This window comes from Actinomyces viscosus (assembly GCF_900637975.1).
Taxonomy (GTDB): domain Bacteria; phylum Actinomycetota; class Actinomycetes; order Actinomycetales; family Actinomycetaceae; genus Actinomyces; species Actinomyces viscosus.
Genome location: NZ_LR134477.1, coordinates 3,189,687 through 3,214,254, shown reverse-complemented (window position 1 = coordinate 3,214,254; position 24,568 = coordinate 3,189,687). Strand labels below are relative to the sequence as shown.

Annotated in this window: 23 protein-coding genes; 11 read left to right on the top strand and 12 right to left on the bottom strand. The window is 67.7% G+C overall.

All coding sequences use genetic code 11. From position 1 onward, the window contains the following. The first annotated feature begins 85 nt into the window (after positions 1–85). From EL340_RS13570 to EL340_RS13535, 8 genes are read left to right on the top strand one after another with little or no spacing between them, the layout of a single operon-like run. Entirely contained in the window at positions 86–673 is a 588-nt protein-coding gene (locus tag EL340_RS13570) for a DUF6668 family protein (RefSeq protein ID WP_126415062.1), read from the top strand. After that, positions 670–975 (top strand): hypothetical protein, encoded by a 306-nt coding sequence (locus EL340_RS13565; protein WP_126415061.1) that lies wholly within the window; start codon positions 670–672, stop codon positions 973–975. The genes EL340_RS13570 and EL340_RS13565 overlap by 4 nt, the downstream gene beginning before the upstream one ends. After that, a complete protein-coding gene (locus EL340_RS13560; RefSeq protein ID WP_126415060.1) occupies positions 975–1,778 on the top strand; it encodes a DUF8175 domain-containg protein in 804 nt (267 codons plus the stop codon). Before EL340_RS13565 ends, EL340_RS13560 begins: the two co-directional genes overlap by 1 nt. Position 1,779: 1 nt before the next feature. Continuing rightward, positions 1,780–3,207: a hypothetical protein gene (locus tag EL340_RS15035; protein WP_164719402.1), complete on the top strand. Its 1,428-nt coding sequence runs from the start codon at positions 1,780–1,782 to the stop codon at positions 3,205–3,207. Then, positions 3,204–4,700 (top strand): SCO6880 family protein, encoded by a 1,497-nt coding sequence (locus tag EL340_RS13550; protein ID WP_126415059.1) that lies wholly within the window; start codon positions 3,204–3,206, stop codon positions 4,698–4,700. Before EL340_RS15035 ends, EL340_RS13550 begins: the two co-directional genes overlap by 4 nt. Then, positions 4,700–6,241, top strand: a complete 1,542-nt coding sequence (locus EL340_RS13545) for a putative type IV secretion/conjugal transfer ATPase (protein WP_232023104.1) — start codon at positions 4,700–4,702, stop codon at positions 6,239–6,241. Before EL340_RS13550 ends, EL340_RS13545 begins: the two co-directional genes overlap by 1 nt. Continuing rightward, complete coding sequence (locus EL340_RS13540) at positions 6,228–7,928, top strand: type IV secretory system conjugative DNA transfer family protein (RefSeq protein WP_126415058.1); 1,701 nt, start codon at positions 6,228–6,230, stop codon at positions 7,926–7,928. The genes EL340_RS13545 and EL340_RS13540 overlap by 14 nt, the downstream gene beginning before the upstream one ends. Beyond that, on the top strand, positions 7,925–9,493 hold the full coding sequence (locus EL340_RS13535; RefSeq protein WP_126415057.1) for a hypothetical protein: 1,569 nt from the start codon (positions 7,925–7,927) through the stop codon (positions 9,491–9,493). The genes EL340_RS13540 and EL340_RS13535 overlap by 4 nt, the downstream gene beginning before the upstream one ends. Positions 9,494–9,576: 83 nt before the next feature. On the opposite strand, the gene EL340_RS13530 is transcribed toward EL340_RS13535, so the two are convergent. The 5 genes from EL340_RS13530 to mobC all read right to left on the bottom strand — a co-directional run bounded on the left by EL340_RS13530 (position 9,577) and on the right by mobC (position 14,564). Next, a complete protein-coding gene (locus tag EL340_RS13530; RefSeq protein WP_126415056.1) occupies positions 9,577–10,356 on the bottom strand; it encodes a DUF4913 domain-containing protein in 780 nt (259 codons plus the stop codon). Positions 10,357–10,378: 22 nt separating this feature from the next. Next, positions 10,379–11,605: an XRE family transcriptional regulator gene (locus EL340_RS13525; RefSeq protein ID WP_164719401.1), complete on the bottom strand. Its 1,227-nt coding sequence runs from the start codon at positions 11,603–11,605 to the stop codon at positions 10,379–10,381. Further along, the gene (locus tag EL340_RS13520; protein ID WP_126415054.1) at positions 11,595–12,098 is read right to left on the bottom strand and encodes a hypothetical protein; all 504 of its coding nucleotides are present in this window, start codon (positions 12,096–12,098) and stop codon (positions 11,595–11,597) included. Before EL340_RS13520 ends, EL340_RS13525 begins: the two co-directional genes overlap by 11 nt. Positions 12,099–12,369: 271 nt before the next feature. Beyond that, on the bottom strand, positions 12,370–14,145 hold the full coding sequence (locus EL340_RS13515; RefSeq protein ID WP_126415053.1) for a relaxase/mobilization nuclease domain-containing protein: 1,776 nt from the start codon (positions 14,143–14,145) through the stop codon (positions 12,370–12,372). Then, positions 14,142–14,564: a plasmid mobilization relaxosome protein MobC gene (gene mobC / locus EL340_RS15610; protein ID WP_232023102.1), complete on the bottom strand. Its 423-nt coding sequence runs from the start codon at positions 14,562–14,564 to the stop codon at positions 14,142–14,144. The genes EL340_RS13515 and mobC overlap by 4 nt, the downstream gene beginning before the upstream one ends. Before the next feature lie 449 nt (positions 14,565–15,013). Between mobC and EL340_RS13505 the strand changes: the two genes are divergently transcribed. From EL340_RS13505 to EL340_RS13495, 3 genes are all read left to right on the top strand, one after another. Next, positions 15,014–15,487: a hypothetical protein gene (locus EL340_RS13505; protein WP_126415052.1), complete on the top strand. Its 474-nt coding sequence runs from the start codon at positions 15,014–15,016 to the stop codon at positions 15,485–15,487. Between the two features lie 136 nt (positions 15,488–15,623). Then, positions 15,624–15,911, top strand: a complete 288-nt coding sequence (locus EL340_RS13500; RefSeq protein ID WP_126415051.1) for a hypothetical protein — start codon at positions 15,624–15,626, stop codon at positions 15,909–15,911. Between the two features lie 20 nt (positions 15,912–15,931). Next, positions 15,932–17,395 (top strand): ATPase, encoded by a 1,464-nt coding sequence (locus EL340_RS13495; RefSeq protein WP_126415050.1) that lies wholly within the window; start codon positions 15,932–15,934, stop codon positions 17,393–17,395. Positions 17,396–17,476: 81 nt separating this feature from the next. On the opposite strand, the gene EL340_RS13490 is transcribed toward EL340_RS13495, so the two are convergent. The 7 genes from EL340_RS13490 to EL340_RS13460 all read right to left on the bottom strand — a co-directional run bounded on the left by EL340_RS13490 (position 17,477) and on the right by EL340_RS13460 (position 24,193). Continuing rightward, positions 17,477–18,061, bottom strand: a complete 585-nt coding sequence (locus EL340_RS13490) for a hypothetical protein (protein WP_126415049.1) — start codon at positions 18,059–18,061, stop codon at positions 17,477–17,479. Between the two features lie 17 nt (positions 18,062–18,078). Continuing rightward, positions 18,079–19,020, bottom strand: coding sequence for a C40 family peptidase (locus tag EL340_RS13485; protein ID WP_126415048.1), 942 nt, complete (start codon positions 19,018–19,020; stop codon positions 18,079–18,081). Then, positions 19,017–21,200: a glutaredoxin family protein gene (locus EL340_RS15605; protein ID WP_232023101.1), complete on the bottom strand. Its 2,184-nt coding sequence runs from the start codon at positions 21,198–21,200 to the stop codon at positions 19,017–19,019. The genes EL340_RS13485 and EL340_RS15605 overlap by 4 nt, the downstream gene beginning before the upstream one ends. Positions 21,201–21,485: 285 nt before the next feature. Continuing rightward, positions 21,486–22,283, bottom strand: a complete 798-nt coding sequence (locus tag EL340_RS13475) for a DUF6414 family protein (protein WP_126415047.1) — start codon at positions 22,281–22,283, stop codon at positions 21,486–21,488. Between the two features lie 156 nt (positions 22,284–22,439). Beyond that, the gene (locus tag EL340_RS13470) at positions 22,440–22,745 is read right to left on the bottom strand and encodes a helix-turn-helix domain-containing protein (protein ID WP_126415046.1); all 306 of its coding nucleotides are present in this window, start codon (positions 22,743–22,745) and stop codon (positions 22,440–22,442) included. Between the two features lie 2 nt (positions 22,746–22,747). Beyond that, entirely contained in the window at positions 22,748–23,104 is a 357-nt protein-coding gene (locus EL340_RS13465; protein ID WP_126415045.1) for a type II toxin-antitoxin system RelE/ParE family toxin, read from the bottom strand. A gap of 189 nt (positions 23,105–23,293) precedes the next feature. Beyond that, positions 23,294–24,193 (bottom strand): tyrosine-type recombinase/integrase, encoded by a 900-nt coding sequence (locus EL340_RS13460; RefSeq protein WP_126415044.1) that lies wholly within the window; start codon positions 24,191–24,193, stop codon positions 23,294–23,296. Positions 24,194–24,568: the final 375 nt, after the last annotated feature.

The following is a 24,568-nucleotide window of genomic DNA, read 5'->3' as shown; positions in this document are numbered from 1 at the left end:
GTGGTGGGCACCACGGTACCGGAGGGTGGTGGTGTCTTCCCTTGTTGTAGGCGGGTGTCGTGCGCCCACGTTCTACGTGATGGGCATGGGAAGCAATCCGTGGGTGCAGGAGCCTGCACCTCCTGAGCCGGTCAGTGACGGCGTGGAGGTGCTGGGCGTGGACTACCGCAGGTGGGCCAGCGGGGCTGAGGTGTCGGCGTCGCGGCGTCTGGGGCGTGTGCAGGTTCGGGGGTCGGCGCTGTGGGTCGTTGGGGCTCATGGTGGGGCTGGGACCTCGACGTGGGCGGGTCTGCTGGGCGCGGGGGACGCGGGGGTGTCGTGGCCGGTGCCGGCTGTGCCTGGTGAGGGCGTGCGGGTGCTGGTGGCGGCGCGGACTCATGCTGCCGGGCTGGAGGCCGCTCGGGCTGCGGCCGTGGAGTGGCTGGAGGGCACGGTTCCGGGGGTGGAGCTCCTGGGGCTGGTCCTGGGGGCGGACGCCCCGGGCCGGCGTCGCCCGAAGCCTCTTGCGCGGCTGGTGCGTGACGTGAGCGGGGCGTTTCCCGTGGTGCTGCGCGTGCCGTGGCAGGCGTCGTGGCGGCTGAGCCAGCCGAGCGAGGCGCACAGGGGTCTGCGCGTGCGCCGGATCATCAAGACCATCAACAAGATCAACAACGATGAGAGGAAGAGCTCATGAATGATGTCGTTCTCGGTGCTGTGGCGAATGTGCACACCCGTCTTCTGCAGGCGGGTCTTGTGCCTGTGGACTCGGGCCCGGTGGCGCCTCCTGGTGTGGCGACGAAGACGGACACGATTATCGGCTGGTCCAAATGGGTCTGCTTCGCCATCTGTATCTTCGGGCTGGTGGCCGTGGCCGCGAAGCTCGCGATCAATAACAGGCGCGGTGAGGGTGAGGACCACGCCAAGGCCCTGGGTTTCGTCATGGCCGCCGCGATCGTGTGCGGCGCGGCCGGCTCTCTGATTCAGGCGTTGCAGTGATGAGCGGGGGGAACGTGTCGGCTGGCAGCCCGGAGGGTGCCGGTCAGAAGAGCAGTAGTCCGTTTACGTCGCCGTGGTTCATTGCTGCGGTGGTGTTCCTGGTGGTCATTCTTGCTGCTGGCGGCTGGGTGGTTGGTGGCCGCGTCGTCAGCGGCGGCGGCCGCGCCGGTCGTGGTTCGCCGGCTCCTTCGGCTGCGCCGGCGCCGGCAGCGTCTGAGGGCGCCGCGGGGGCTGGTGGTGCTTCTGCCGGTGAGGGTGCGTCGGCGTCGGTGTGCGGCCTGGCGGCGGGGGACCAGCAGGTCCCGGTGCAGGCGCCCGTAGGTGATATCACCACGATCGCCCCGGGGGTTGGTGTCCCGGTGGTTGATGGTGCGGGGCCGGGTATCCGCACGGGTATCAGCCGGTGCTTCGCCCACTCCCCTACGGGGGCGGTGGTTGCGTCGGCGAACTGGATGAAGTGGTTCTCCTCGCAGCAGAGGCTGCCTGAGGTCATCACGACGCTGATGGCTGAGGGGGAGGACAGGGACCGTCTGGCTCGTCAGGTTGATGACGGCTGGGACGGGTCGACCACCAGCCCGGTGGGGATCAAGGGTTTCAAGGTCGACGTCCGCAGCTCTGACGAGGTCGTCGTGACCCTGGCGGTGAGGACCGGGCGTTCTTCGGACGAGGGGCTGGTGTCCTGGCCGGTTCTCCTGCGCTGGGAGAACGGCGACTGGAAGGTCGTGGCGCCGGCGTCCAACGCCTGGGGGCAGGAGCCGGTGGCGTCCGTGGCGGCGGGCGGTTTCACGGAGTGGAACATCTGATATGAGTGACTGCCACTTCTGGGAGGTCTCGTGCAAGGTCAGCGAGACGGTCGCTCAGGCCGGGGACGACATCGTCTCGAAGTGGGCTGAGCACATCACGGACGGTGTGAATAAGACCCTGGTGTCCCTGGGCACGATCTGGGTGAACGTCAAGACGAATGTCGGTGGCGATGAGTCGGTGGCGTCGTTCATTCAGGAGCACCAGCGGTGGCTGGTGATTGTGATCGCCATCGTGTCGCTGGTGGTCGCTGCTATGCAGATGGCCTGGCGGCAGCGGGTCGAGCCGTTGCAGGACGCGCAGGGCGGTCTGCTGCGCCTGATCGTGGTGGGGGCGGCCTTCCCGACGATCACGCAGCTGATGCTTGAGATCGGGGACCTGTACTCGCCGTGGATCATTGAGCAGGCTGGGTCTCAGGATGACGGGAAGTTTTTGACCAAGATCCTGGACATGGGACTGTTTCAGACCGGGCAGCTGGGCATGATCATGCTCATCGTCGGGGGCCTGATCGCGTTGCTTTCGAACATCGTGCAGGTTTTCTTGATGTTCGTCCGCTCGGGGCTGCTGACTCTTCTGACTGGTTTCTCGCCGCTGGCTGCGGCTGCGTCGACGACGAAGTGGGGCCAGCAGTGGTTCAACAAGTACATGGCCTGGACGATGGCTCTCATCGCTTTCAAGCCGACGGCGTCGACGATCTACGCGGCTTCGCTGAAGCTGCTGTCGGGGGACTCCTACAGCTTCAGCGACGATATCGGGAAGTTTCTGATGGGGATCATCTTCCTGATCCTGGCGATTGTGGCGCTGCCTGCGCTGGTGATGTTCCTGGTGCCGGTGACGGCGAACCTCGGTGGCGGTGGGGGTACTGGCGGCCTGCTCGGCGGGATGCTGGCCACGGGCGCGGTGAACGTGGCGAACCGGTCCATGTTCCAGGGCGGCTCCGGCGGAAGCGGTGGCGGTGGCGGTGGGGGCTCGTCCTCCAGCCCACCGAGTCAGCCGCAGTCGATGCAGGCGCCTACCGGTGCGGCGCCTACGGGCGGTGCTGCTGGTGGCGGCGGTGGAGCCGCGGCCGGCGGGGCCGGTGGCGCTTCTGGTGGTGGAGCTGCTGGCGCCGCCGGTGGTGGCGGCGGCGCTGCGGCCGGCGGCGGTGCGGCTGCTGCTGGTGGTGGCGCTGCTGCGGCGGCTGGTCCTGTGGGGGCCGGGATCGCGGCTGGCGCCAAGGTCGTGGGTGCTGGTGTGGGTGCCGCCAAGAGCGTGGCCGAGCAGACCACCGGTGCTGGGGGTGCCGCTCCGGTGGCTGCGCCCGGTGCGGCGGGGTCGTCCGGTGTCCAGGGCGGGCGCGGGGCCTCAAGTGGGGCGCGTTCCGGCGGCGGTGCTGCCGGTGGTAGTGGGGGTAGACAGTCAACAGGAGCGAGAGAGGTGCACAGGAGATGAGTGCTGCTGTTCAGGCGCAGGTGAAGGCCGAGGTGCGTACCTACGGCGGGTGGCGTGAGCCCCGGTCGGCGGGTATCGGCGCGCTGACCATGCTGGAGACGATGGCAGCGCTCGCCGGTCTGGTCGTGGTGATCATGGTGATGATGATCAAGGGCGTCGTATGGGCCGGTGTGGTGCTGCTGGTTGAGGCTGGTGTGCTGTATTTGGTGACGACGAAGGACAAGCACGGGATGTCGCTGCTGGACCGGGGTGCTGAGAGGCTGCGGTTTCGTCGTTCGGTGCGGGCCGGGAGTACCCGGTACGTGTCGGGGCCCTTGGCGCCTCGCTACACCACTGGCGGCTTCCGGCTGCCGGGGGTGCTGTGGCGCTCGACCCTGAGTGAGCACACGGACTCCGTAGGGCGCCCGTTCGCGCTGATCCATCACGGGGACAAGTCCCTGGCAGTGGTGATGGCCCTGTCCCCTCCGGGGACGGGACTGGTGGACCTGGATCAGGCCAATGACCTGGTCGCCCTGTTCGGGCACTGGCTGGGGAACCTGTCGGGTGAGGCGGCTGTGGTGGCCGCGTCGGTGACCGTGGAGACCTGCCCGGACTCCGGGGAGCGTCTTCGGCGGGCCATGGCGCGCCAGTCGGCGCCTGGGGCGCCGGAGGCCGCCCGCCGGGTGATCAGTGAGGTGGTGGACTCCTCTGCGCAGGGGGCCGTGGACATCAAGGTGTGGGCCACGTTGACGTTCTCTCCTGCGGCGCTGGGGGCCGGTAAGCAGGACCTGGCTGAGCAGGAGATCGCGGCTCGGCTTCCGGGCTTGACCCAGACGCTTCAGCACGCCGGTACAGGGCCGGTGCACCTGATGACGGCTGGCGAGCTGTGCCAGATGGTGCGGGTGGCTCACGACCCGGTTAGCGCCGCTCTGTTCGATGCTGCGGCCTCGCGGGGCGAGACGGCTGCTCTTGAGTGGGGCCAGTGCGGTCCTGCCGGGCACGACACCGGCCGGGACCGGTATGAGCACGACTCGGGTGTCTCGAGGGTGTGGACCATGAGCTCACCGCCGTCGGGGACGGTGCAGTTCAGGGTGCTGGAGCCCATCCTGGGGCTGCACCCGAGTGTCGAGCGCAAGCGGGTGACGTGGCTCTACCGCCCGATTGACGCCGCCATGGCCCCGTCGATCATCGACAACGACGTGAACCAGGCCAACGCACGGCTGTATACCAGCGGCGGTAACCCGAGCGCCCGAGCTATGCGTGAGGCGCAGGTGGCTCGCCAGATGGCTGATGAGGAGGCCGCCGGGGGCGGGCTGCTCGACTTCGGGGCAGTCATCACGTGCACCACGACGTCGGGTGACGTGGAGGACGCGGCGGCGCCGGTGGAGTCGCTGGCGGCCTCCAGCCGCCTACTGATCCGTGAGGCGTGGGGCGCCCAGGACTCCGGGTTCGCTGTGGGGCTGCCGCTGGGGCTCCGGCCGGGAGACCAGGACATGAGGAGGAGGACGCGCTGATGGACGGGTTCAAGGCTCTGGCGGGTGTGGCCCGCGGGGCGGTCGAGGTCGCCGGCCAGATGTGGGGGCTGCTGACCGGGGGCGGCTCCTCGCCGGCCGCCGGCGCCCTGGGGCCGGCGGGGCCGGGAGGCGGCCGGGCCGCGATGATGCCGAGGGTGCGGATGTTCCGCACCACCTCGGTGCAGGCGTGCGGCCTGTACCCGTTCGTGGTTGGCGGGGCGACCCCGCTTGAGGGGGTGATCCTGGGTGAGAACCTCAACGGGCCCGGGACCGTCTGCGCGGACCACATGGCGTGGTTCGAGCGGCGGATCATCTCGGCGCCCTCGGCGATGGTGATGGGCCTGAACGGCCTGGGGAAGTCCACGTTGATCAGGAGGATCATGCTGGGGCTGGCCAACCGAGGGATCCACAGCATGATCTTGGGCGACATCAAGCCGGACTATGTCGACGCTGTCGAGGCCATCGGCGGTCAGGTGGTGCGTATCGGCCACGGGCTGGCGGGTATCAACCCGCTGGACGCCGGTAACGTGGCCGAGGCGGCGGAGCTGCTGGCCGACCACCCGCAGGAGCGGGCGGCGCTGCTCCAGGCGGCGCACGAGCGCAAGAAGAACATGGTGGTATCCCTGGTGCACATCGTGCGCCGTCAGGCCCCCACCGACCGCGAGGAGGTGATCCTGGACGCTGCGGTGAGGATCCTGGAGGAGCGCGGCGGGGCACCGGTGCTGGCCGACCTGCTGGAGGTGGTGCGCGAGGCCCCGCCGCAGCTGCGTGCCGCGGCCCTGGACCGGGGGTCGATGGAGCGCTACCTGGACGTCACCGAGAACCTGGAGGCCTCCCTGATGGCCCTGTTGTCGGGGAGGTTGGGCGGGATCTTCGCTGCGGCCACGACGACGCCGATGATGATGGACCGTGCGGTGGTGTTCGATGTGTCGGCGACGAGGGACGAGTCCAGCGACGTACAGGCCGCGACGTTGTTGTCCACCTGGTCGTACGGGTTCGCGACGGTGGAGATCGCTCAGGTCCTGGCTGACGCGGGCGTGGCGCCTCGGCGCCACTACAACGTCATCATGGACGAGATGTGGCGGATCATGCGCGCCTCGCCGGGCCTGGTCGACCGGATCGACGCGCTGACGCGCACGAACCGGTCTGTGGGTGTAGGGCAGATGCTGTGCACGCACTCGATCACCGACATGGACACCCTTCCCAATGAGGAGGACCGGGTCAAGGCGCGCGGCTTCGTGGAGCGCTCCAAGATGCTGTTCACCGCCGGTGTCCCACCGCGGGAGATGGACATGATCGCCACGGTGTTCAACCTCAGTCAGGAGGAGCAGTCCCTGCTGCGCTCGTGGAACGCACCGGGCAGCCTGGACCCGACGTCGGGGGAGAACGTCCCGCCGGCCGGGATGGGCAACTTCATGCTCAAGACCTCTGACGCCCCGGGAGTCCCGTTCCACCTGCACCTGGCAGCCTCCGAGGTGGACATCAACAACACGAACAAGCGGTGGACGATGCAGGGTGGTGAGGGCAGTGAGGCTGCGTGACGAGATCAGGACGTGGGAGCCGTCCACGATCCTGCTGTGGCTGGGACTGATCGCCTTCGGGGTCTTCTCGGTGTGCCTGGAGGTGGGCGTGCACCTGTGGGCGTGGTGGAACGGCCAGCCTTCACCGTCGTGGAACCCTTTCGACCTGGTCCTGGCGCTGGGCAAGGGGCCACTGAAGGCAACGCCCGGTATGTGGGTGTGCGTCGGTCTCGTGGCGGCACTCCTGCCGGTGGTGGTGCTGGGGGTCCATCTGGTGCGTCGTCGTGGGCGTGCTCGACGCCGGCGTGGGGACGAGGCGTCGGCGCTGGTGGGCTACAGGCGTGACACGGAGCCGCTCAGCCGGGGACAGGTGGAGTCCACCGCCCGACGCCTGAAGGTGGCCACCGACAGCTTCGGGCTTCCGATAGGCAGGGCGGTCAGTGACAGCCGGCCCCTGTACTCCGACTTTGAGGCGGTGGGGGTGGGGATCGCCGGCCCCAGGACGGGCAAGACGACCTGCTGGGTGGTCCCCAGGATCCTGGCGGCCCCGGGCCTGGTGGTGGCGACGTCCAACAAGCCCGACATCGTGGAGCTGACACGTCAGGCGCGTCAGGAGCGCGGCAAGGTGTGGGTGTTCGACCCGCAGGAGATCGTCGGTGAGCCTCAGTCCTTCTGGTGGAACCCGTTGAGCTACGTCACCAGCTCAGTGCGAGCCACTGCGATGGCGCAGGCGCTGATGGACGCCAGCCGGCCGGCCACGGGCCAGTCCAACCCGTTCTTCGACACCGGTGCGCGTGACCTGGTGGCTCGCCTGCTGCTGGCCGCCGCCAGGTCGGGGCAGTGGCTGGATGCGGTCAAGCGGTGGGTCAACGACCCCAGTGATGACGAGCCGGTGATGCTCCTGCGCCAGGCCGGGGAGTACGAGAAGGCCGATGAGCTCCAGGCCACGCTCAACATGGTGGAGGTGACCCGTTCGGGCATCTTCGCCGGGGCGCAGCAAATCATGGGGTTCACGACTGACGACCGGACCATGTCGTGGGTGAGGCCGAACAACTGGATCCCGGAGCTGCGTATCGAGGATCTTGTGCGCAGCTCTGACACTCTCTACCTGCTCAGCCAGGAGGGGCCGGTGAGCGCTGCCCCTGTGGTGACGGCCCTGACGATGGTCTTCACCGAGACCGCGATGGAGTATGCCAAGCGTCAGAGCGGCGGCCGGCTGAGCGTTCCGGTCCTGGTGGAGCTGGACGAGGCGGCGAACGTCTGCCGGTGGAGCCAGCTGCCGGCCCAGTACTCGCACTTCGGGTCACGGGGGATCCTGGTGGAGGCGATGCTCCAGAGCTGGTCCCAGGGGGTCACGGCGTGGGGCCGGGAGGGGATGCAGACGCTGTGGTCGGCGGCGAACGTGAAGGTCTACGGCGGAGGCAATTCCGAGCCGGAGTTCCTCTCGATGCTCTCGGACCTGATCGGATCTCACTGGGTCGATCAGGTCCAGACGACCAGCTCGCAGGGTGGCTCGTCGTCGACGAGGTCGATGGAGGCCCAGGAACGCAAGATCGCCCCGATCGACCAGCTCGGCTCCCTGCCCCAGGGCCGGGCGTGGGTGCTGGCCTCCGGGGCGACCGCCCTGCTGACAAGGCTCGTCCCGTTCTGGGAGGAGACCATTCCCACGACGAGTAGCTCGATGAGCAAGGAAGGTGCACGACGATGAGTGACGACGTCCTGGCTGAGGCCAGTCAGGAGATCACCAAGGGCTGGCGGGCCGGCATGCAGGTTGCCGAGTTCCTGGCCAGGCGCCGTCAGCGCGACCTGACCAGGGCCGAGAGGCAGAGCCTTGAGGACGAGCGGCGCCTGCGCCAGGTCATGGAGGGTGAGCGGCGCCTGGCCGCCCCCGTCTACCGGGCGGCCCTCGATGAGGGCTGGTGGGAGACCGCGACGGTCGAGCAGGCGGCCCACGTCTACTCCGTGGCCGGGCGCTTCTCGCAGCTCGACCCTGAGGCTGCCCGGGCGGTGGCCGAGTGCGAGCGGCAGGCCAAGCTGCGGTGGAACATCGACCTCACCCAGCCCATCCAACCGCTCACCAGCCAGGACGTGGACCCCAAGGTCCTGGCGGCGTCTGCGCCGGCGATCGCCGGCGAAGAGCGGGAGGACTGGGGGCGACGTCTTGATGAGTCCGCCCAGGAGCACGTCAGTCAGGACCGCGGCCGTGACGCCGCGTCCCAGGATCCTCCGGCACGCTCAGCCTCTCGGGTCGACGTCATGGAGGCCGAGCAGGCCACGGCCGTGGCCTGGGTCAAGGAGCACTACAGCACCCATGACGCGCCCTGGGCGGCTGGCCTCGATGAGGACGCCGCCAGCAGGCAGTGGGCCCACAGGCTGTACTCCTCGCTGGCGGCCGAGGGCTACGACCTGGACGCTCCGCCGGCCCTGTCGTCCCTGGACGACCGGGTCAGGCCGGACCTTGAGGCGCAGGCGACCGAGGGCTACCAGGCTGACCTGGCTGCTGCCACGGGCACTGACCGCAGCCAGGTCGACATCAGCTCAGTGATCGGCGCTGACAGCACGGAGGCGCTCAAGCGGTCCTGGCAGGCTGAGCACGACGGCTCCTACCCCGATCCGCAGCAGTGGTTTGCGCACTTCGCCTCCCAGGGAAGCAGGGTGGCGCCGACGGTGCCCGGGACGGTGCAGCTAGCCGGCTCCCCCGCCCGGAGCGGCGCCTACACCGAGCTGGCTAGGCGCGCGGCCGCTGGTGAGGCCGAGCAAGCCGGTATGGCTCCGGAGGCCTACCTCGACAGTCTCCAGCTGCACCAGCGGCGCGCCCTGATAAACGGCTACGGAGTCACTGGTGACCAGAACGCGGCGTCCAGAGGACGCGTAGCCGCGTACCGCATCGCCTATGCCGGCGCTGCCGCTGAGGCGCGAGGACGGGGCTCGGTGGCTCACGCGCGCACCAACCTGGAGGCCGCTGAGGCTCGCGAGGCTCTGTACGCCTCTGGAGGGGCGCCTACCGCGGCCACGAGCAGGGAGCAGGCTGACGTCTCCTGGGCACAGGCGGCTGAGACGGCCTGGGACTCGCAGGCTGCTCGAGAGCAGTGGGCGCAGCAGCAGCTCGAGGCCGGTTCCCCACCTGAGGCGGTGCGTGCGGCTGTCACGGGCCAGCAGGCCCTGCACGAGCCGGCGTCCCGGGCCACGCGAGCCCCGTCCAGTCCGCGTCGTCGCGGCCGGGCTCGTGGCGTGCGCCAGAACGGGCCCAGGAGGCGCCAGCAGCACCTGTGACCAGGCACCCCGGTGGAGAAGGATGGGGCCTGCCACGATCACCGTGGCAGGCCCCATCCTTCTCGCCCTCCTGACGCTGGGGGTCAGCTGCGTTCGTCGAACAGGCCGGCGGGGGCCGGCTGACAGGGTAGGGCGGCGTTCTGGTGGGGGCGCATGGGTTTGTGGCCACGGTCGGACTTGCAGCCCCGGAAGGGGCCGGCCTCGGCGTCCAGGACAACGCTCATGATGGGGTCGGCGTACTCGACGAGCCAGGCGGCCATGGCGGTGGGGCCGTCGTGGAGGCGCATGTGCTCCCACGCCGTCCACAACGCCGTGAGCCGGAAGACGGCCTCGTCGTGGCACCACCACTTCGGGCACCACGTCAGGGTCTGGGAGCCGTCGGTGGGACGCTCCCAGACCACCGCGATGAAGTCCTCGACGAACCGGTCCAGACTCGCGTGCTGAAGCCGGGCCAGCCCCTTCTCCTGCGCGTCGGCGACCCTGCCGTCAAACAGGCCGGCGGGGGCCGGCTGACAGGGTAGGGCGGCGTTCTTGTGGGGGCGCATGGGTTTGTGGCCACGGTCGGACTTGCAGCCCCGGAACGGGCCGGCCTCAGCGTCCAGGACGATCGCCATGATGGGGTCGGCGTAGCGGGTCAGCCAGGCGGCCATGGCGGTGGGGCCGTCGTGGAGGCGCATGTGCTCCCACGCCGTCCACAACGCCGTGAGCCGGAAGACTGCCTCGTCGTGGCACCACCACTGGGGGCACCACGTCAGGGTCTGGGAGCCGTCGGTGGGACGCTCCCAGACCACCGCGATGAAGTCCTCGACGAACCGGTCCAGACTCGCGTGCTGGAGCGGCGGGATCTCCTGGTTACTGCTCATGGTCTTTACGTGGCGCGTGCGCTCACAGCATCCGTCCGCTGGAGCACGCTGAAACCGACCGTGATGGGCTCTCGCAGCGTCTGGAGGCAAGACGCTCAGTCAGAGACACAACATTGGTGTTGGTCTCGCGGACCGCAGTCACGGCTGGTTGCTTCGTCTCTGTCCAGGCGGAAATAAGGCTGTGCTTGACGCCGACGTCCTCAGCGGCCGCGCGGATGGTGTTGACGGGCCAGGCACGCTGTGTGGCCTGGTACAAGAGAGTCGGGTGCTCATCGGACACCGGGACCGGCTCGTTGTCTCTCCAACCACGTGAGGAGATCTGGATGTGAAGACTACGTGCACGCCGACTGGAGATGACGCCGAGTCTCTGGGCCCGCATCACTATGGCGCTGACGGAGGCCCCGTAGTCGGCCTTGATACGCAGGTAGGAGTTGAGGGTCATGTCCTCGTAGACGCGGCGACGCATCATGGACTCGGGCAGGAGGAGCGCGCTGGCGAAACTGTATGCCCGTTTCTCCTCGATCTCCCGAGCACGGGGCGAGACCTGTAGGTCGGGGTCGAAGATGATGTGCCCGAGCTCGTGCCCGATGGTCATGCGGGTAACAGCCCCGGGTTGCGGTGCCACGGTCGTGACCAGGGGACGGTCCTCGAAACGTGAGGGGGAGGAAACACCTGAGTAATCCTTGTCCCCAAGCTCGTTGTACTCGTCGGTCAGGCGCTGGGACAGCAGGGGGTCAAGTCCGAGGATGACGCCCACACCACGGCGTTCGGTAAAGCGCACCATGTTCGGGATCGGGTCCTCGGAGCCGAGTCCGTCCTCCTTCCGCAAAGCCACAGCGACGTCCTCGACACGATTGTCTCGCACGAGCTCGCGCAGGCCGCTCATGTCAACGGTGCGGAAGCCCGAGCTCTCGGAGGCGGTCCTCCACAGCCGTGCGGCTTCGCGGAACAAACGGGTGATGCGCTTATCGGCACGGATGCTGCTGGACGCCCGTTTGCGGAACGTTATGGCGGCCTGGTCCTGCTGCGCGGGCACGACGGAGAAGAACACGGCGGGAACCCCGTAGGTCGTGGTTGCCGCCTCGATGATGTCGGGGGTGAGCCGGCTCTTCGCGTTGACGATCTTTGATATGCGGTTCTGGGTGGTTCCGAGCGCGGCAGCGAGGTCGCGCATAGACAGACCTTCCATCTCAGCCAGGTCGCGGAGACGTTCCCCGCGAAACGGCGTGGCGTGGAGGTCAGCTGCCATCTTTCTGCTCCAAGTCGTCGATGTCGGCATAGAAGTCGGTGTCGTCCGCGTCCCCACGGAACCTCAGGCCGTGCTCCAGACCGAGGCTGGGGGCGAGGTCAACGCTGATGTCGAAGGGTGTGCAGCGCCCGTACTGCCCGGCGCCGGTGGGGCGGACGATACGCATGGTGAAGGCGCTGTCCGCGTCGGCCGGGGAAAGATAGTCCCACAGCAGGAGAAGGTTGGTGGTCCTGACTGGCTCCTCGGGCTGAGCCCACTCGCCTTCCTTGAACTGCGTGAACAGTGGCTGTTCCCAGTATGTTTTGCGTGCGGCGGTGTGTCCTGCGGCGGGGACGCCACCCGGGTAGGTGCTTCGGCGCTCCTTGAGGTATCGCAGGCACACACCGTGACCGGTGATGAGAGTCTGCGCCATGCGTCTTGGCTCGCCGCCGAGGGTCCACCCCTTGGGCATGGCCACGTTGCCGAGCTCGTCGCGGAAGACGGTGCGGGTCATAATCGGCCGCAGATAAGAGTAGTCATTGTGCTTGAGGCCACGGCAGCGGGTGTCAGCCGATGCAATCGCGGAGGACTGGGTCTCCCACACGAGGTCTCTTAGGTCGTTGACAGCACGTTCGATGTGCTGGCGCGTTGCATCGAGGGTCAAAATATTCCTCCTTGCCCCCGCTAGGCTAGTTTCACCCACCAATGTTACACCTGTCGACTGCGCGCCGGAGTACTCGGTGCGCAACGGCGAGCCGGGTCTGCCTTGCATCCAGCGCGTGGGCTCACAGAGCCCGGGCTGACTTACGGCTCGTGGCTTGCTTCGGCGCTGTCCTCGGCATGGTCGGCACCGGTGAACCACCGGTCTGCGGGGCGCCGACCGGTTGGGCCAGGGCGGCCATGCGCTGGATGCGGGAGCGCTGCTCATCGCTCATGCCGTCGTCGTTCTGCTGTCCGCCTGCCTGCCGGGGCGTGTCAGCTCGGGGCACAGCTGACGGCGCGGTAGGCGCCGGCGCAGCCACCGTGGTGGCCTCAAGCTGGCCGCTGGTTGCCTGAGCAACCAGGCGCCGGTAGGCGAAGAGCTCCAGGTCGGGCACGCCGGCGTGCAGACGCCTGAATGTCTGCACGGTGTTGTCCCGCACGTGCTGCGCCGTGCGGGTCTGGTCCGTCTGCCGGTAGAGGTCGGCCAGGGCGTCGGCCAGGCGCAACGCGGACAGCGCGACCAGGACGCCGCTGGAGAAACCGGGGCGCATGTGCGCCGTCGAGATCAGGCCGGCGGCCAGGACGATGGCGTCACTGGTGGGGTTGGACTCGGCACTGCGGGTCTTGGTCTGTGCGTGGCGGCCCACGGCTTGGGAGGCTCGCTCCATCATGGCGCGCTCGGGCGTGCCGGCCTCGTAGCCGTGAGCGACGGCGGCCAGCAGGCCGGCGACGTCGGTGGTGGCGTCAGCCAGTGCCGTGGCGTCGGTGGGATCAAGACCAACCAGGCGCGTGCGGTAGACCTCTAGGGCCACCGCACGTGCCTTGAGCTGCGCGGAGCTGGCCACCGTCTCACGGGCGGGGAGCGTTCCCTTCCAGGCGTCGCGCCAGGTGTCGACGGCCAGCTGGGCCGATGCCGGTGTGTCGGGCCATCGTGTGCGCAGTCTGTTCAGTGTCAGGTCGCGTGCGATCTTGCCGCCGGCGTACCACTGCGCTTTGTGGCCTTTGGGCTTGTGCAGCGCGACGCTGTAGCCCTCGACGACGTCGGTGCGTCCACGCGCGAAGCGCGGCCGGGCCCGCACGCCGAGCTCACGCAGGCGCAGCACGAAGTCGCGCTCACTGGTGGCCGCTGTGGCTGCGGCACGGACGCGGGGCAGCAGGATCTCTCGGTCGGTGCGGTCCTGGCCGCGCCGGGCTGAGGCTTGCAGGTCGGCGGCGGTGTCGGCGCGTGCGCTACGGGCGTGCTCTCGGGACTCGATGACCTCCAGCCCGTAGGTGTGCTCGAGCTTGTTGCATGCGGCGCTGGCCTTGACCATGTCCTGCCACTTGCTCCACTTGGTGCCGTCCTCCCGAATGATGTTGACGGCGATGTGGATGTGGTCGCCGCCGTTCTTGGCGGACCCGTGGTGGATGGCGACCCACCGGCACGGCGCCTTGCCGTCGGCGCCGGTGAAGCCCATCTGGTCTGCGAAGTCGCGTGCGATTTGCTGCCACCTCTCGTCGCCCTGGGCAGCCTCCTCAGGGCTCAGGGACAGGGAGCAGTGCCACACGTGGTCAGCGACCGGCCCCTCGATGACCTCACGCACACCAGGCTCACCGGTCTTCTCGTCGATCTTGTCCATGTTGACCACGCGCCGGCTGCCCATGGAGCGGGTGCCGGTCTCGTTCATGAACTGGTCGACGTACTTGGCGATCTCGAATCCCTGGGCGGCGCTGAGCCTGTCCCACGCGCCCCAGCGGCGCATGATGACGTCCGAGCCGGCCACCAGGTGCGGGCTGGTGTGCTCGTTGGCCCGCCCCGGGCCGACAAGGTACTGAAGCAGCCCGGCCGTGTTGCCGCCGTCGCTGATCGCGGCGATCATCGGCGCGCTCCGACCAGGATCGCGTTGATGTCATCGTGCAGCTGATGAACCTCAGCCACCAGCGCCGCGAAGTCCGCGGGCACCTCACTGGTGGTGTTGGCGTGGTAGGCGATCTGATTCAAGTTGGTGGTCACGCCGACGAGCTGACGACGGTAGTCACGCAGCTGGGCCACCAGCTCGTGCACGTCACTCGCGTCCACGCCCTCACCCGCGCTGGCCGGGTGCAGCGCGCAGTCCACCAGGATCTTCGCCATCGACTCCCCCGACACCTCTGAGCGCGCCTCCAACAAGGAGCGCTCCTCATCCGTGAGATAGACCGTCAGACGCCCACGCCGAACGCCTTGCGTGCGCGCGCTGCGACGACGGTCCAAACGCGGCCCGCGCGTTACGACGCCCGCGTCATCGACGGTGCTCGTCACCGCAACCACCTCACTTCATGCCCAGCGCAGCGACCCGAAGGGACCACACGACAAGTGTGCCAAGCGAGACGAGGTAAGTCGAGCGCAAACCTACTTAGCACATGTGCTAAGTACTATCTTGCTCCGCGTACGCGGTACCAGGCCCATGGTTACGTTTCAGCAATTGCTAATCGTCTTTGACGCCACCGGCCCGCCAGGGTGACCACGCGTCCATGATCAATCGGTGTTAGGCGGCGTACGGCAGGTGGGTGGCTACGGACACCGGCCGCCGTGCCGATTGATGTCCGACGCTTCCCGGCCCTGGGTGCTTGCCCGGCCGCGCACGGTGACCCCGGGTGGGTGGCTGGGTTCGGGTCTGGTCCGGTCGGGCGTCGAGCGCCCCCAGGCGCTCGACGTGCGGGTCCGTACATGCTCGCCCTCGTTATTCACCTGGCGTTAGCATTCGGGGTATGGAACAGGCAATGTCGATGCTGACTCCTTCGGCCAGGGACATGGTCGGCACACTGGTGTGCGACTATCCCGACATTGACGTGTGCGTGCGTGCGGTGGCCTGGGGGTGCTGGCGCTGCGGGAGAACATCGCCGGCCTTCGGTTTCGTTCACGTCGATGACTTCACCGGCCCCGACGACGTCATCGACGTCTCGGCCGGCATCGAGCTGGAGTACGTGCGCGACCTGCTCACGCTCGTGGGCAGCCCACTGGCTTCCACGATCAAGGTACGCGCCTCGCGCACTGCCGGGACCTCCTACCTCTCCAGCGGCTGCTTCTACTGCGACGCACTGTTCGGGGCCTTCCCCATCCGCGAGGCACTTACCGACATCCGTGTCCAGGACGCCGTCGACAACATGCTCCTGATCCTGCGCGAGCCGCGACCACAGCTCGAGATCTTTCTTCTCGAGGCGCTGCGCAACGCCGCGATCTAAAAGGGCCCGCCAGCTGCACGGGCTCGGGTGTCCTCGCACGGCTCAGACAGCGGGCACCGCCGGTGTGCGCCCACGCTTTACGTAGTGGGTGAGCGGCCGCCAGCGGGGTGGTCGCACCCTGAACGTAGGAGAAACCGTGACACCCACCGACATGAACCCGGTCGACGAGCTGCTGGCCGCTGAGAGCGACCGTGACAGGCGAGCGCGCGAGCTCGGCGCCGCACTGACCGCACTGCTCGCAGACGTCGAGACATACCGAGCCGCGTGGAAGGCCGCCCAGGCCGCCGGCTTCGCCAGGACCGATCTGCTGCGCGTGGGATTCGTCGACCCGGCCAAGCTCCCACGCCCCCGCCGCACCGCCACCACCCCGGCGCGCGAGACGCCGCCGGCGGCCGGCCCGCGCCACGAGCCAGCCGACAACTAAGCAGGAAGGACGGATGAACGATGACAGCCACGCAACAGGCGACAGAGCACGCGGCTCGGGCAAGTGTCGAGCTGCGTGACCAGGGCGGCTCATCGGTGTCGATAGACGGCACCTTCCACGCCCTGCGCGCAAAGACCGTAGAGAACGCACGCATGGAGGCTCTTGAGCTGCTACGCCGCTCCGCCGCCGACCTCGGCGGCCCCCTCACCGTACGCAGCACGGAACCCTCAGGGGTGTATGACTTCCTCATCAACCCCGACGGCTCCACGCACCTGCCCGCGCACGAGGAACGCAAGCCGGCCGAGCCCGCTCCCCCTCCCGCTCCCTCACTCGCCCCTCCCCCGACCGTACGCACCACCACACCGTCCACAGCACCCTCCCCCGCACCGGCTGCCCCGACGCCAGCACCAGCGCTGGAGCAACCCGTGCAGCCTGTGCGGCCGGCTCCGGCTGTCGCACCGCCGCAGGAGCCACAGCCTCCAGCAGCCTCGGTGCCGCGCGTGCAGGAGCACGAGCCCGCTGCACCGGCCCCGGTGCACCAGCCCAGGCGCAGGGAGGTCCAGGCCGAGCTGCGCCGGCAGTCCCTGCTGGAGGAGATCACGACCCAGGGACCCGCCCACCACGGGGTGCGTGGGCTGCTCAACGCCATGGGTCTGAACCTGGCGCCCTCGAGGGCCGAGCTGACTGAGCGTGACGACATCACCAAGGTCTCCCAGCACTGGGTGGGCCCCAGAACGATCGCCGTGGTCAACGGCAAGGGCGGGTCAGCCAAGACGCCCTCGACGATCCTGCTGTCGGCTCTCCTGGCCCGCTACGGTGGCGGTAACGTCATCGCCTGGGACAACAACTCGACCCGCGGCACACTGGGTTGGAGGACTGAGTCTGGTGGCCATGAGGCGACCGTGGCTGACCTGCTCCCCCGCGCCAGCTACCTGCTTGGGACCAAGGCGAGAGCCTCGGACCTCGAGCGCTTCACTCACCACCAGAGCGTGGACCGCTTCGACGTGCTGCGCTCTGACCCCACGCAGCTGTCCAGCGAGCAGCCGGCCGATGAGGCCAGCTTCCGGGCCGTGCACGCGGTCCTGGCTCGCTACTACCGCATCATCATGATCGACACGGGCAACGACGAGTCCCTGCCGGCATGGGGCTCCATGATCGAGCGCACCGACGCGATCGTGGTGCCGACCATCACCCGTCCGGAGCACGCTGAGTCGGCCAGGCTCCTGCTTGACGGGCTGGCTCGCAGCGGCCGGCACGGTGAGAGACTTGCCAACCAGGCAACCGTCATCGTCTCCCAGGCCTCGGCCTCAGAGCCGTCGCCGGCCCACTACGTCGAGGTCTTCAACGGCATGGCGCGCGCCGCCGTCGGTATCCCCTACGACCCAGCGATGTCCAACAGCCCGCTGCTGCTGGACTCGCTGGGAGCAGCCACCAGGCGCGCCTGGCTGGCCGCCGGCGCCGCCCTGACGGGCGCCCTGACCTGAACCCACACCACACAAGCAAGCGGGGCACCCAGGAACTTACCTGGGTGCCCCGCTTCACCTGCACGCGGGACCGTCTGGTGGCTAGTCGATGGTGGAGCGCACGGCGCTGACTCTCCACGCCCCGTTCACGTTGGTCAGGGTCAGCCAGTAACGGGTAGTGCGCACCAGCCCGCTCCAGCCGTCATCGCCGTGAGCTCTGACGGTGACAGCCCGCTGACGCTGCGCCCTGGTGACGGTGTCAGGAACGGGGTCGTCAGTGGCGCGGTCGATGTCCTCGACGACGTCGTGGGCCTGGTGCCGCTGCATCATTACCCACCGGTTGTCGGGGCGCTCCACGTCGGCGGCGCCGGCGTCCTGGGCGGAAGCGGCCAGGTCACCGGTCAGCAGCGGCTGGGCACGCTCCCACACGGCCTGGGAGCTGGTGTCGGTACGCGCGTCGCGTACCGACAGGGCCACGGCCACCGCGTCAGCCACGGAGTCGGGGTCCGTCTCGTCGACCTCGCCGAGGACCACCGGTGTCGGTGCAGGACTCGCTGTCGCCGTCCGTGAGGCCTCTCCACCGCTCGGTGATGGTGCGCTGGAAGCGTGCTGCTGGGAGCACGCCGCTGCCCCGGTCGCCAGGATGGTTGTGACCAGGGCCGTGAGTAGTCGTGTCGCTGATCTCATGGGTGCCTCCTCGTGGGCTAGTTGATGTGGACGTAGTAGGGGCCGCCGGCCATCTGGTAGACGGTGGTCTCCCTGACGGGAATCCCCTCGGTGGCGGCCTCGACGATCGTGTTGCCTCCGGCGTAGACGGCGACGTGTCCGTCCCAGCACACCAGGTCGCCGGGCTGGGCCTGGTCCTGGCTGACGCGTGAGCCGGCGGTGCACTGGGACGCTGAGGAGTGGGCCAGCTCGACACCAGCGGCGGCGTAGGCGGTCTGGACCAGGCCTGAGCAGTCGTAGCCGACGTCGTCGGAGGCTGCTCCCCATACGTAGGGCTTGCCAATCTTGGATCGGGCCACGGCCAGGATCGTCGAGCCTCTCGAACCGTCCCCACCGCCGCCGCCCTGGGACTGGGAGGCCATGGAGGTGATCTTCTCGACGTAGCTCTGCGTCTCTGCGTACGGCGGGATACCCCCGTACTGGCGGACCGCTCCGGAGCCGGCGTTGTAGGCAGCCAGGGCGAGGCTGAGCACCTCGCCCTTGACCTTGCCGGAGTCGAGGAGCTGCTTCATCTCGGCGGCCAGGGAGCACATGAGGGTGCCCTGGGAGTAGATAGCGTCATGGGGGTTCATGATGTCCGCCTGCCCATCACCATCACCGTCCCTGCCTACGGTCTTCCACGTGGCGGGCATGAACTGTGCGATCCCCTGCGCGCCGGCGGGGCTCTTAGCCTGTGGCTGCCAGCCCGACTCCTGGGTGATCTGGGCGGCGATCGCGGCGGGGGTGATCTCGGGGCAGATCGAGCCTGCCCGGGACACGTCAGCCTGGTACTCGGCCGGGACGTTGACCGGGACCGCCCCACCGGCTGCCTTCTTCTCGTCCTCACCGTTCTTGCCCCCACCCCCAGAGGCGAACATCAGTGACATGGTCAGGGCAGGCACCACCAGGAGCACGCCAAGAGCCATCTTCCCGCTCTTCACAGGTGCATCCCCTTTACGTGCCCACGAGACCGCTGGTGGGGTGTATGCGAAGGTCTGGCCCCGCCACTGTCCGACGACTGTCCCGGGCTGCCGGTGGCCTGCTGCGGGGTGGCTGCGGCCACGATCGCCTTGATCCTGGCCGGGTCGAAGCCCGCCGTGCGCTGACCGTCAGGAGTCTCGATGATCGGCGCCTGGCGTAGCCCCTCGGCCCTGAACTGCTCCACCAGGTCCGGCCGGCCAGACAGGTCCACCGCCTCGTAGGCCACTCCGGCCTTATCGAGCTGGCGACGGGTCATCTCACAGCCCATGCAGCTCGGGGTGGTGTAGACCGTCAGCATCGCCGTCTCGGCCCGCTCACGAACCTGTGGGCCCAGGTCAAGAGCCTGATCTCGTCCTGATATGTGCTCGAGCGTCTGGGTGGTGGTGTCGGGCCAGGAGGCCCTGACCTGGTCCATCATCTCGGTGGTCGTCATCGTGGCCACGCCGGCAGGGGTGGCCACCGTCACCTCTCCCGGGCTGGTGGTGGCCACCCGGCAGTCCAGACCACCGCCCTGCAGGTCGATCAGCCGCCCAGCGGCGGCAGTAGCAGTATCAGTCTCGAGGGCGCTGCCCGGTACGGTCTCGTGGATCGTGACGTGGGCGTCGTCGCCGGCCAGGGTCGCCTGGGCCTGTGCCCAGCGCTCCAGGGCGGCGGCCTCCTGGGTGCTCCAGCCCTGGGCGCCGGCGGCACGCCATGTGGCCCAGGTGCGGGCGGTGTGCTCGTCGGCGTCACGCAGGACAGCGGAGTCGATGTCCCACCCGGCCTGCTCCTCGCTGACCGGGGTGGCAGCCTCGTAGCGCTCGGCGTCGCTCAACGGTGTGGGATCCACCCACGGCCCCACGGTGCCGGGCTCCACAACCTGACGGTCGACAACCTCCAGCAGGGGACTGTCCGGGTCGACGGGGACACCGATCGTGATGGGGCGGTGTGAGGCGTCCATGGCCTGGGCCCTGACCCAGGCCACACCCCGGTCCAGGTCGAAGCTGGTGGACGCGGTATCGCGGGCAGCGTCCGGCAAGAGAGAGCCGACCCGGATCAGGTGCGTGCGCAGGTCGTTGAAGATGCTGGTGGCCGACCGGCGCGGAGCGGCCGCGTCACGCGCTGCTACCAGGCCCTCACGGACGCTGCTCGCGGCTGCGTCGAACTCCTCCTGGGACATCCCCAGGATCGTCGCGGCCACCTCGGTGCTACTCATCTCGCCTACCCCAGGGGCGGCGGCCAGGTCTGGGGACAGCCACATGGTGCGCTCGTCGCCTGCGTCGAGCACGCCGCTGCGCAGCTCCTGGGTGATTGGCCCGCCAGCGCGTATCGCAAGCTCGTCACCGTCCAGTGAGAAGGTCACTGACTGCTCGTCCCAGGACCCCAGTGGACCGGCCTCGACGGCCGGGGGGTGGACCTGGACGCTGACACCGACCATACGGTCCCAGTGGAGGGCGGGATCCTCAACCTCGAGGCCGTGGTCCCGGAGGCCGGCCGTGTGGGGGTGCAGGGCCTCCCAGGCCGCCTGCCCAGGCTCCCGACGCGCCTCCTGTACGGCGTAGGAGAGCAGCTGGCGAGCGTGCTCGTCCGTCAGTCTGCCTGTGCTTTGGGCACCCTGAAGGCCTAGGAACGCCCGTTGGCCCGTCTCCTCGACGGTGAGCTCACCCCTCATCCCGGGAGTAGGTAGTAGCCCGTGCTCGGTGCGCTCCGGGAGCACCATGACCTGGGCCGTGACGGTGCGCCTGTACGGGTCGAAGCCTATCTGCGTCTCCTCGACGCCCAGTCCCGCCGGGTTGGTGATCGCATCAAGGCGTTCCAGCAGCTGGCCTGCGGCGTCCACGTCCTGCCTGTAGTGGTCCCAGTCCTGGGCCAGTGCCTGGTTCAGGTCGTCGAGCGCCACCGTGCGCTCGGGCCGGCCACGGACGCTGTAAGCGACCGCCTGCGCCTGGTCGTCCCAGGCGACCTCGATATCGACGTCTGCTGCTGCGGGCCCGGGCCCACGCCACTCGATCTCACTGCCAGGGCCGGTAGAGGCCGTGAGGCCCTCGATCACCTGGCGCGCGGCCGCGGGCAGGTCCTCGGTGGCCGCGTAGACCACTCCTGACGGCAGGTACTCGACCATCAGTGCCGGTCCTGGCGAGCTGATGCTGTACTCACTCATGCGTGTCCCCCTTGTTGCGAGCTCGGGTGGTCCCGGCGCCTGCCGCCGGGCTCCTACCCCTCTCGTAGGGCGTGGGCGCACACCACTCAGACAAGCAGCGGTGCCAGCACAAGAGCTTTGTGCTGGCACCGAATTGCGAGAGCGGCGATGTTGTCAGTTCAGCAACTCGCCACCATCGTCTAGGTATAGGTACACGAAACTGGCGAGGCAAAATGCGTCACATACATCCCCTGTCTTGGTTTCGAGTTGAGGAACTCCACTGAACCCAACATTGACGCCCACCATTTAACTATAGACCGCAAGGTATTCCACCACCAGAAGCGGACCTTTCTCGAACAACCCTTCTTGATCCTCCTGTGGTCCTTGACGCTCAAGTTTGCGTCTTTCATCGCGACCGATGAGGTTCATCCCAGGAAGTGACGCAAGGAGATACCAACTGTCTTTACCGATCGTTTTCTTAACTTTGGCTATTATGCGAGCTCGGCCGTCAATCTCGGCGGAACCAACGATGCACTCAGGCTTGAGTGACCCAATAATTCTCCAGCCAGTACAATCATCCTCTCCTATAACTACTGGAGCAACACCAAAGCTATTGATAGCAGCAGCCATGGCACCTAGTTCCTTGGGCGTAGGAAGACCCTCTACGTCGAGCTTGAGGGCGCTCGCCTGCGGCATCAGGTCTTCCATGACTTGTAGACCTTCTTTTACCTTAGGGTTGGAGAACGCATTAATAGCGTCCGGAATGTAGACATCACACTCCCAGTGGATTACCGCACCCATGCCAATGTCTTTAAAATCAACGTCAGGGTTCCCCACCTCAACCCAGGCCAACCCCTCCGAATCGGAATTCCCAGCCGCAATAAGGCGCTGGAGACGCGACGCGTCATGATCCTCGTAGGTGAGCTCCGTCTCTTGCTCTCCTGAAAGACTACCTTCAGTCTTAACTAACCCCAGATCAACACCACCTCCCCCTCCTTTCGTCTGGGAGGTCCTTGAAGACAGCGACTGACGCACTCCGCCCTCGATATTGGCCAAGAATGTAGCGAGCATCGCCGAGTCTAAGTATTGAGGTTGAATGATCATGTGTTCTACTTTCCCTGCCGAGTTGCGTTTCTTGGTTAGTGTCGAGAGCGACAGCTGCCAGATGGTGGGAATGCTCTGGCGGTTGGCGAGGTAGATGCTGAGGGCGTCGCGGATGGCTGCACTGGGCGTTATCTGGGGGCTCTCACGCTTCAGCAGTCAGCTCGCGGCAGCCATGTCGATGGTCAGGCGCAGGTCCAGTGCGTGGGCGATGCGCCAGAGAGTCGAGACGGAGGGGACCTGCCCACCGTTCTCGACGGCGGAGATGACCGACTGCTGGGTTCCCATGCGTCTAGCCAGCTCGGTCTGAGTCAGTCCTGCACGCGTGCGTGCGCCGTAGACGAGCTCGGCGAGCTGCAGACGGGCTTCTTCCTCGGCCTCAGCGGCGTCGAATCGAGCACGCTCGTCCGGGGTCATGGCGGCCAGGGCCTCGGCCTCGGCCTGCCGGAACGGTGTGGTCCTCATGATTACTTCCTCTTCTTTCGGGCGTCCTTGGTCGCTGCCTGGGTGGACTGGTGAGCTGCCTGGGCCCGCCGGGCTCGCAGGATCTCCCGCCGCTCGTTCTGGCGCTGCTTACGGAAGGTGGTCAACGTGATGGCCTTCCGCTCAGGTTCGAGAACGTACGTGATCCGTCTCGCCACCCCCTCGCACGTGAACCGCAGTTCACGCAGGCCTCCACCCAGCTGTTTCGACAACGGCATACCGAGCATGTGCCCGGCATCCTCCAGCCGAGCCAGCACGCGACGGGTCGCCGCCTTCCCCTCGGGGGTCAGGTCCCGATACCAGGTCAGAACCTCGTCGGAGAACTCAACTGTCCATCGCATGAATCTAATATATCACATCAGCGATATCGCATCAAGGTGATACTCCTGTTTCTGTTGGTCGCTGACGCCGGTGTCTTGTTGGGTCTTGTTCGTTCTCCCGTCCATCCAAGCCGACCCCCTAGCACGGAGGTTGGGGTAGGGCGCCGATCGTGATTTGCTGCCGGTTGTGGCTGATTTGCTCGGCCATGGCTACTCAGATTTTCGGCTTGGGCTGGCGTCGACTCTACGTTGGGTGGCGTTGGGAGTGGGTACTAGGGCGCTTAGGGCGGTGCGCTGCTGGTCGGTGTCGACGGCGAGGTAGCGGCCGGTGGTGGCCAGGGACTCGTGGCGCATGAGGCTCTGGACGACTCGACTGTCGGTGCCTGCACGCAGGAGGCTGGTGGCGAAGTAGTGCCTGAGCTGATGGGCTGTAGCTGGGGCGTCGGCGCGGTCGAACGCGTCGCTGATGACTCTGCTGACGGTCTTGGCCTGTACGGGCGCGGACGGGTCTCGAGGTGAGGGGAACCAGAGGCCTCGGCGAGGGTAGTAGCAGGCTTGTTGGAGGATGAGCTGGTGGGCGGGGAGGGTGTCGGTGCGGCCGCCCTTACCGGTGATGGTGATGGTGCCGGCGACGGGACTGATGTCCTCTCCACGGATCTTGGCGATCTCGTGGACACGCATACCCGCCCAGGCGCCGAGGATGATCTTGGTTCGGGTGTCCTGTCGGAGTGGGAGTGCGAGGACGGCGTCGAGCTGGGTGTCGGTGACCGGTCTGGGATGGCCGGCCGGGGTCCTGGGTCTGGGGACGCGGGTGGTGGGGTCGTCGACGCGGTGGTCGGACTGGACGAGCCACGTGCTCCAGGCCCTCAGTACCGTGAAGTAGGCGTTCTTGGTGGCTGCGCTGGGGAGCGTGGCGAGCCAGGTGCTGATGGTCTGTGGGGTGAGTGCTGCGGGGTCGGTGCCGGTAGCGGCAGTGATCTGCCTGATGACACGGATTCGTTCGGTGATGGTGCGCGCAGACAGGCCTTGCCCCTGCATGGATGCCTCCCACGCCTCGACCAGGAGGGTGGGGGCGTCGGTGTCGCTGACAATTCTTAAGCACGTTGCCACCTCTTAATGATTGATCCCTCGAGCCGGTTCCCGCTGCGAAGAGAGAGGAGGGGCGCTATAGGGGCTCGCGTGTGCGAGCTCCAGACGCGCCCTCGTCTCTGCCTGTCTGTCGTGCCCTACTGGGGTTGGCGGCCTCGGGGTATCTGGCCGGCGGGTGTTGGGGGCAGTAGTCTGCCTCCGTTGAGGCGTTCCTCGGCTTCGGTGACGCCGGCCTCGATGAAGTCGGTCATCAGCTCGTTGTAGGAGCGGTAGGGGGTGTATGGCTGGGCGCTCTCTAGGCGCCATACGGAGCGCGCTCTGCCTGCGAGCTCGATTGGGACACGGATGGTGATCTTCTTGAGGACAGGAGCGTCAGCGCCGCCAGCTCCACCATTA

Bases quoted from the DNA above. Each gene is read 5' to 3' on its own strand.
- EL340_RS13570 (WP_126415062.1), top strand. From the start codon at position 86: ATGGGAAGCAATCCGTGGGTGCAGGAGCCTGCACCTCCTGAGCCGGTC.
- EL340_RS13565 (WP_126415061.1), top strand. From the start codon at position 670: ATGAATGATGTCGTTCTCGGTGCTGTGGCGAATGTGCACACCCGTCTT.
- EL340_RS13560 (WP_126415060.1), top strand. From the start codon at position 975: ATGAGCGGGGGGAACGTGTCGGCTGGCAGCCCGGAGGGTGCCGGTCAG.
- EL340_RS15035 (WP_164719402.1), top strand. From the start codon at position 1,780: ATGAGTGACTGCCACTTCTGGGAGGTCTCGTGCAAGGTCAGCGAGACG.
- EL340_RS13550 (WP_126415059.1), top strand. From the start codon at position 3,204: ATGAGTGCTGCTGTTCAGGCGCAGGTGAAGGCCGAGGTGCGTACCTAC.
- EL340_RS13545 (WP_232023104.1), top strand. From the start codon at position 4,700: ATGGACGGGTTCAAGGCTCTGGCGGGTGTGGCCCGCGGGGCGGTCGAG.
- EL340_RS13535 (WP_126415057.1), top strand. From the start codon at position 7,925: ATGAGTGACGACGTCCTGGCTGAGGCCAGTCAGGAGATCACCAAGGGC.
- EL340_RS13530 (WP_126415056.1), bottom strand. From the start codon at position 10,356: ATGAGCAGTAACCAGGAGATCCCGCCGCTCCAGCACGCGAGTCTGGAC.
- EL340_RS13525 (WP_164719401.1), bottom strand. From the start codon at position 11,605: ATGGCAGCTGACCTCCACGCCACGCCGTTTCGCGGGGAACGTCTCCGC.
- EL340_RS13520 (WP_126415054.1), bottom strand. From the start codon at position 12,098: ATGACCCGCACCGTCTTCCGCGACGAGCTCGGCAACGTGGCCATGCCC.
- EL340_RS13515 (WP_126415053.1), bottom strand. From the start codon at position 14,145: ATGATCGCCGCGATCAGCGACGGCGGCAACACGGCCGGGCTGCTTCAG.
- EL340_RS13505 (WP_126415052.1), top strand. From the start codon at position 15,014: ATGGAACAGGCAATGTCGATGCTGACTCCTTCGGCCAGGGACATGGTC.
- EL340_RS13495 (WP_126415050.1), top strand. From the start codon at position 15,932: ATGACAGCCACGCAACAGGCGACAGAGCACGCGGCTCGGGCAAGTGTC.
- EL340_RS13490 (WP_126415049.1), bottom strand. From the start codon at position 18,061: ATGAGATCAGCGACACGACTACTCACGGCCCTGGTCACAACCATCCTG.
- EL340_RS15605 (WP_232023101.1), bottom strand. From the start codon at position 21,200: ATGAGTGAGTACAGCATCAGCTCGCCAGGACCGGCACTGATGGTCGAG.
- EL340_RS13475 (WP_126415047.1), bottom strand. From the start codon at position 22,283: ATGATCATTCAACCTCAATACTTAGACTCGGCGATGCTCGCTACATTC.
- EL340_RS13470 (WP_126415046.1), bottom strand. From the start codon at position 22,745: ATGAGGACCACACCGTTCCGGCAGGCCGAGGCCGAGGCCCTGGCCGCC.
- EL340_RS13465 (WP_126415045.1), bottom strand. From the start codon at position 23,104: ATGCGATGGACAGTTGAGTTCTCCGACGAGGTTCTGACCTGGTATCGG.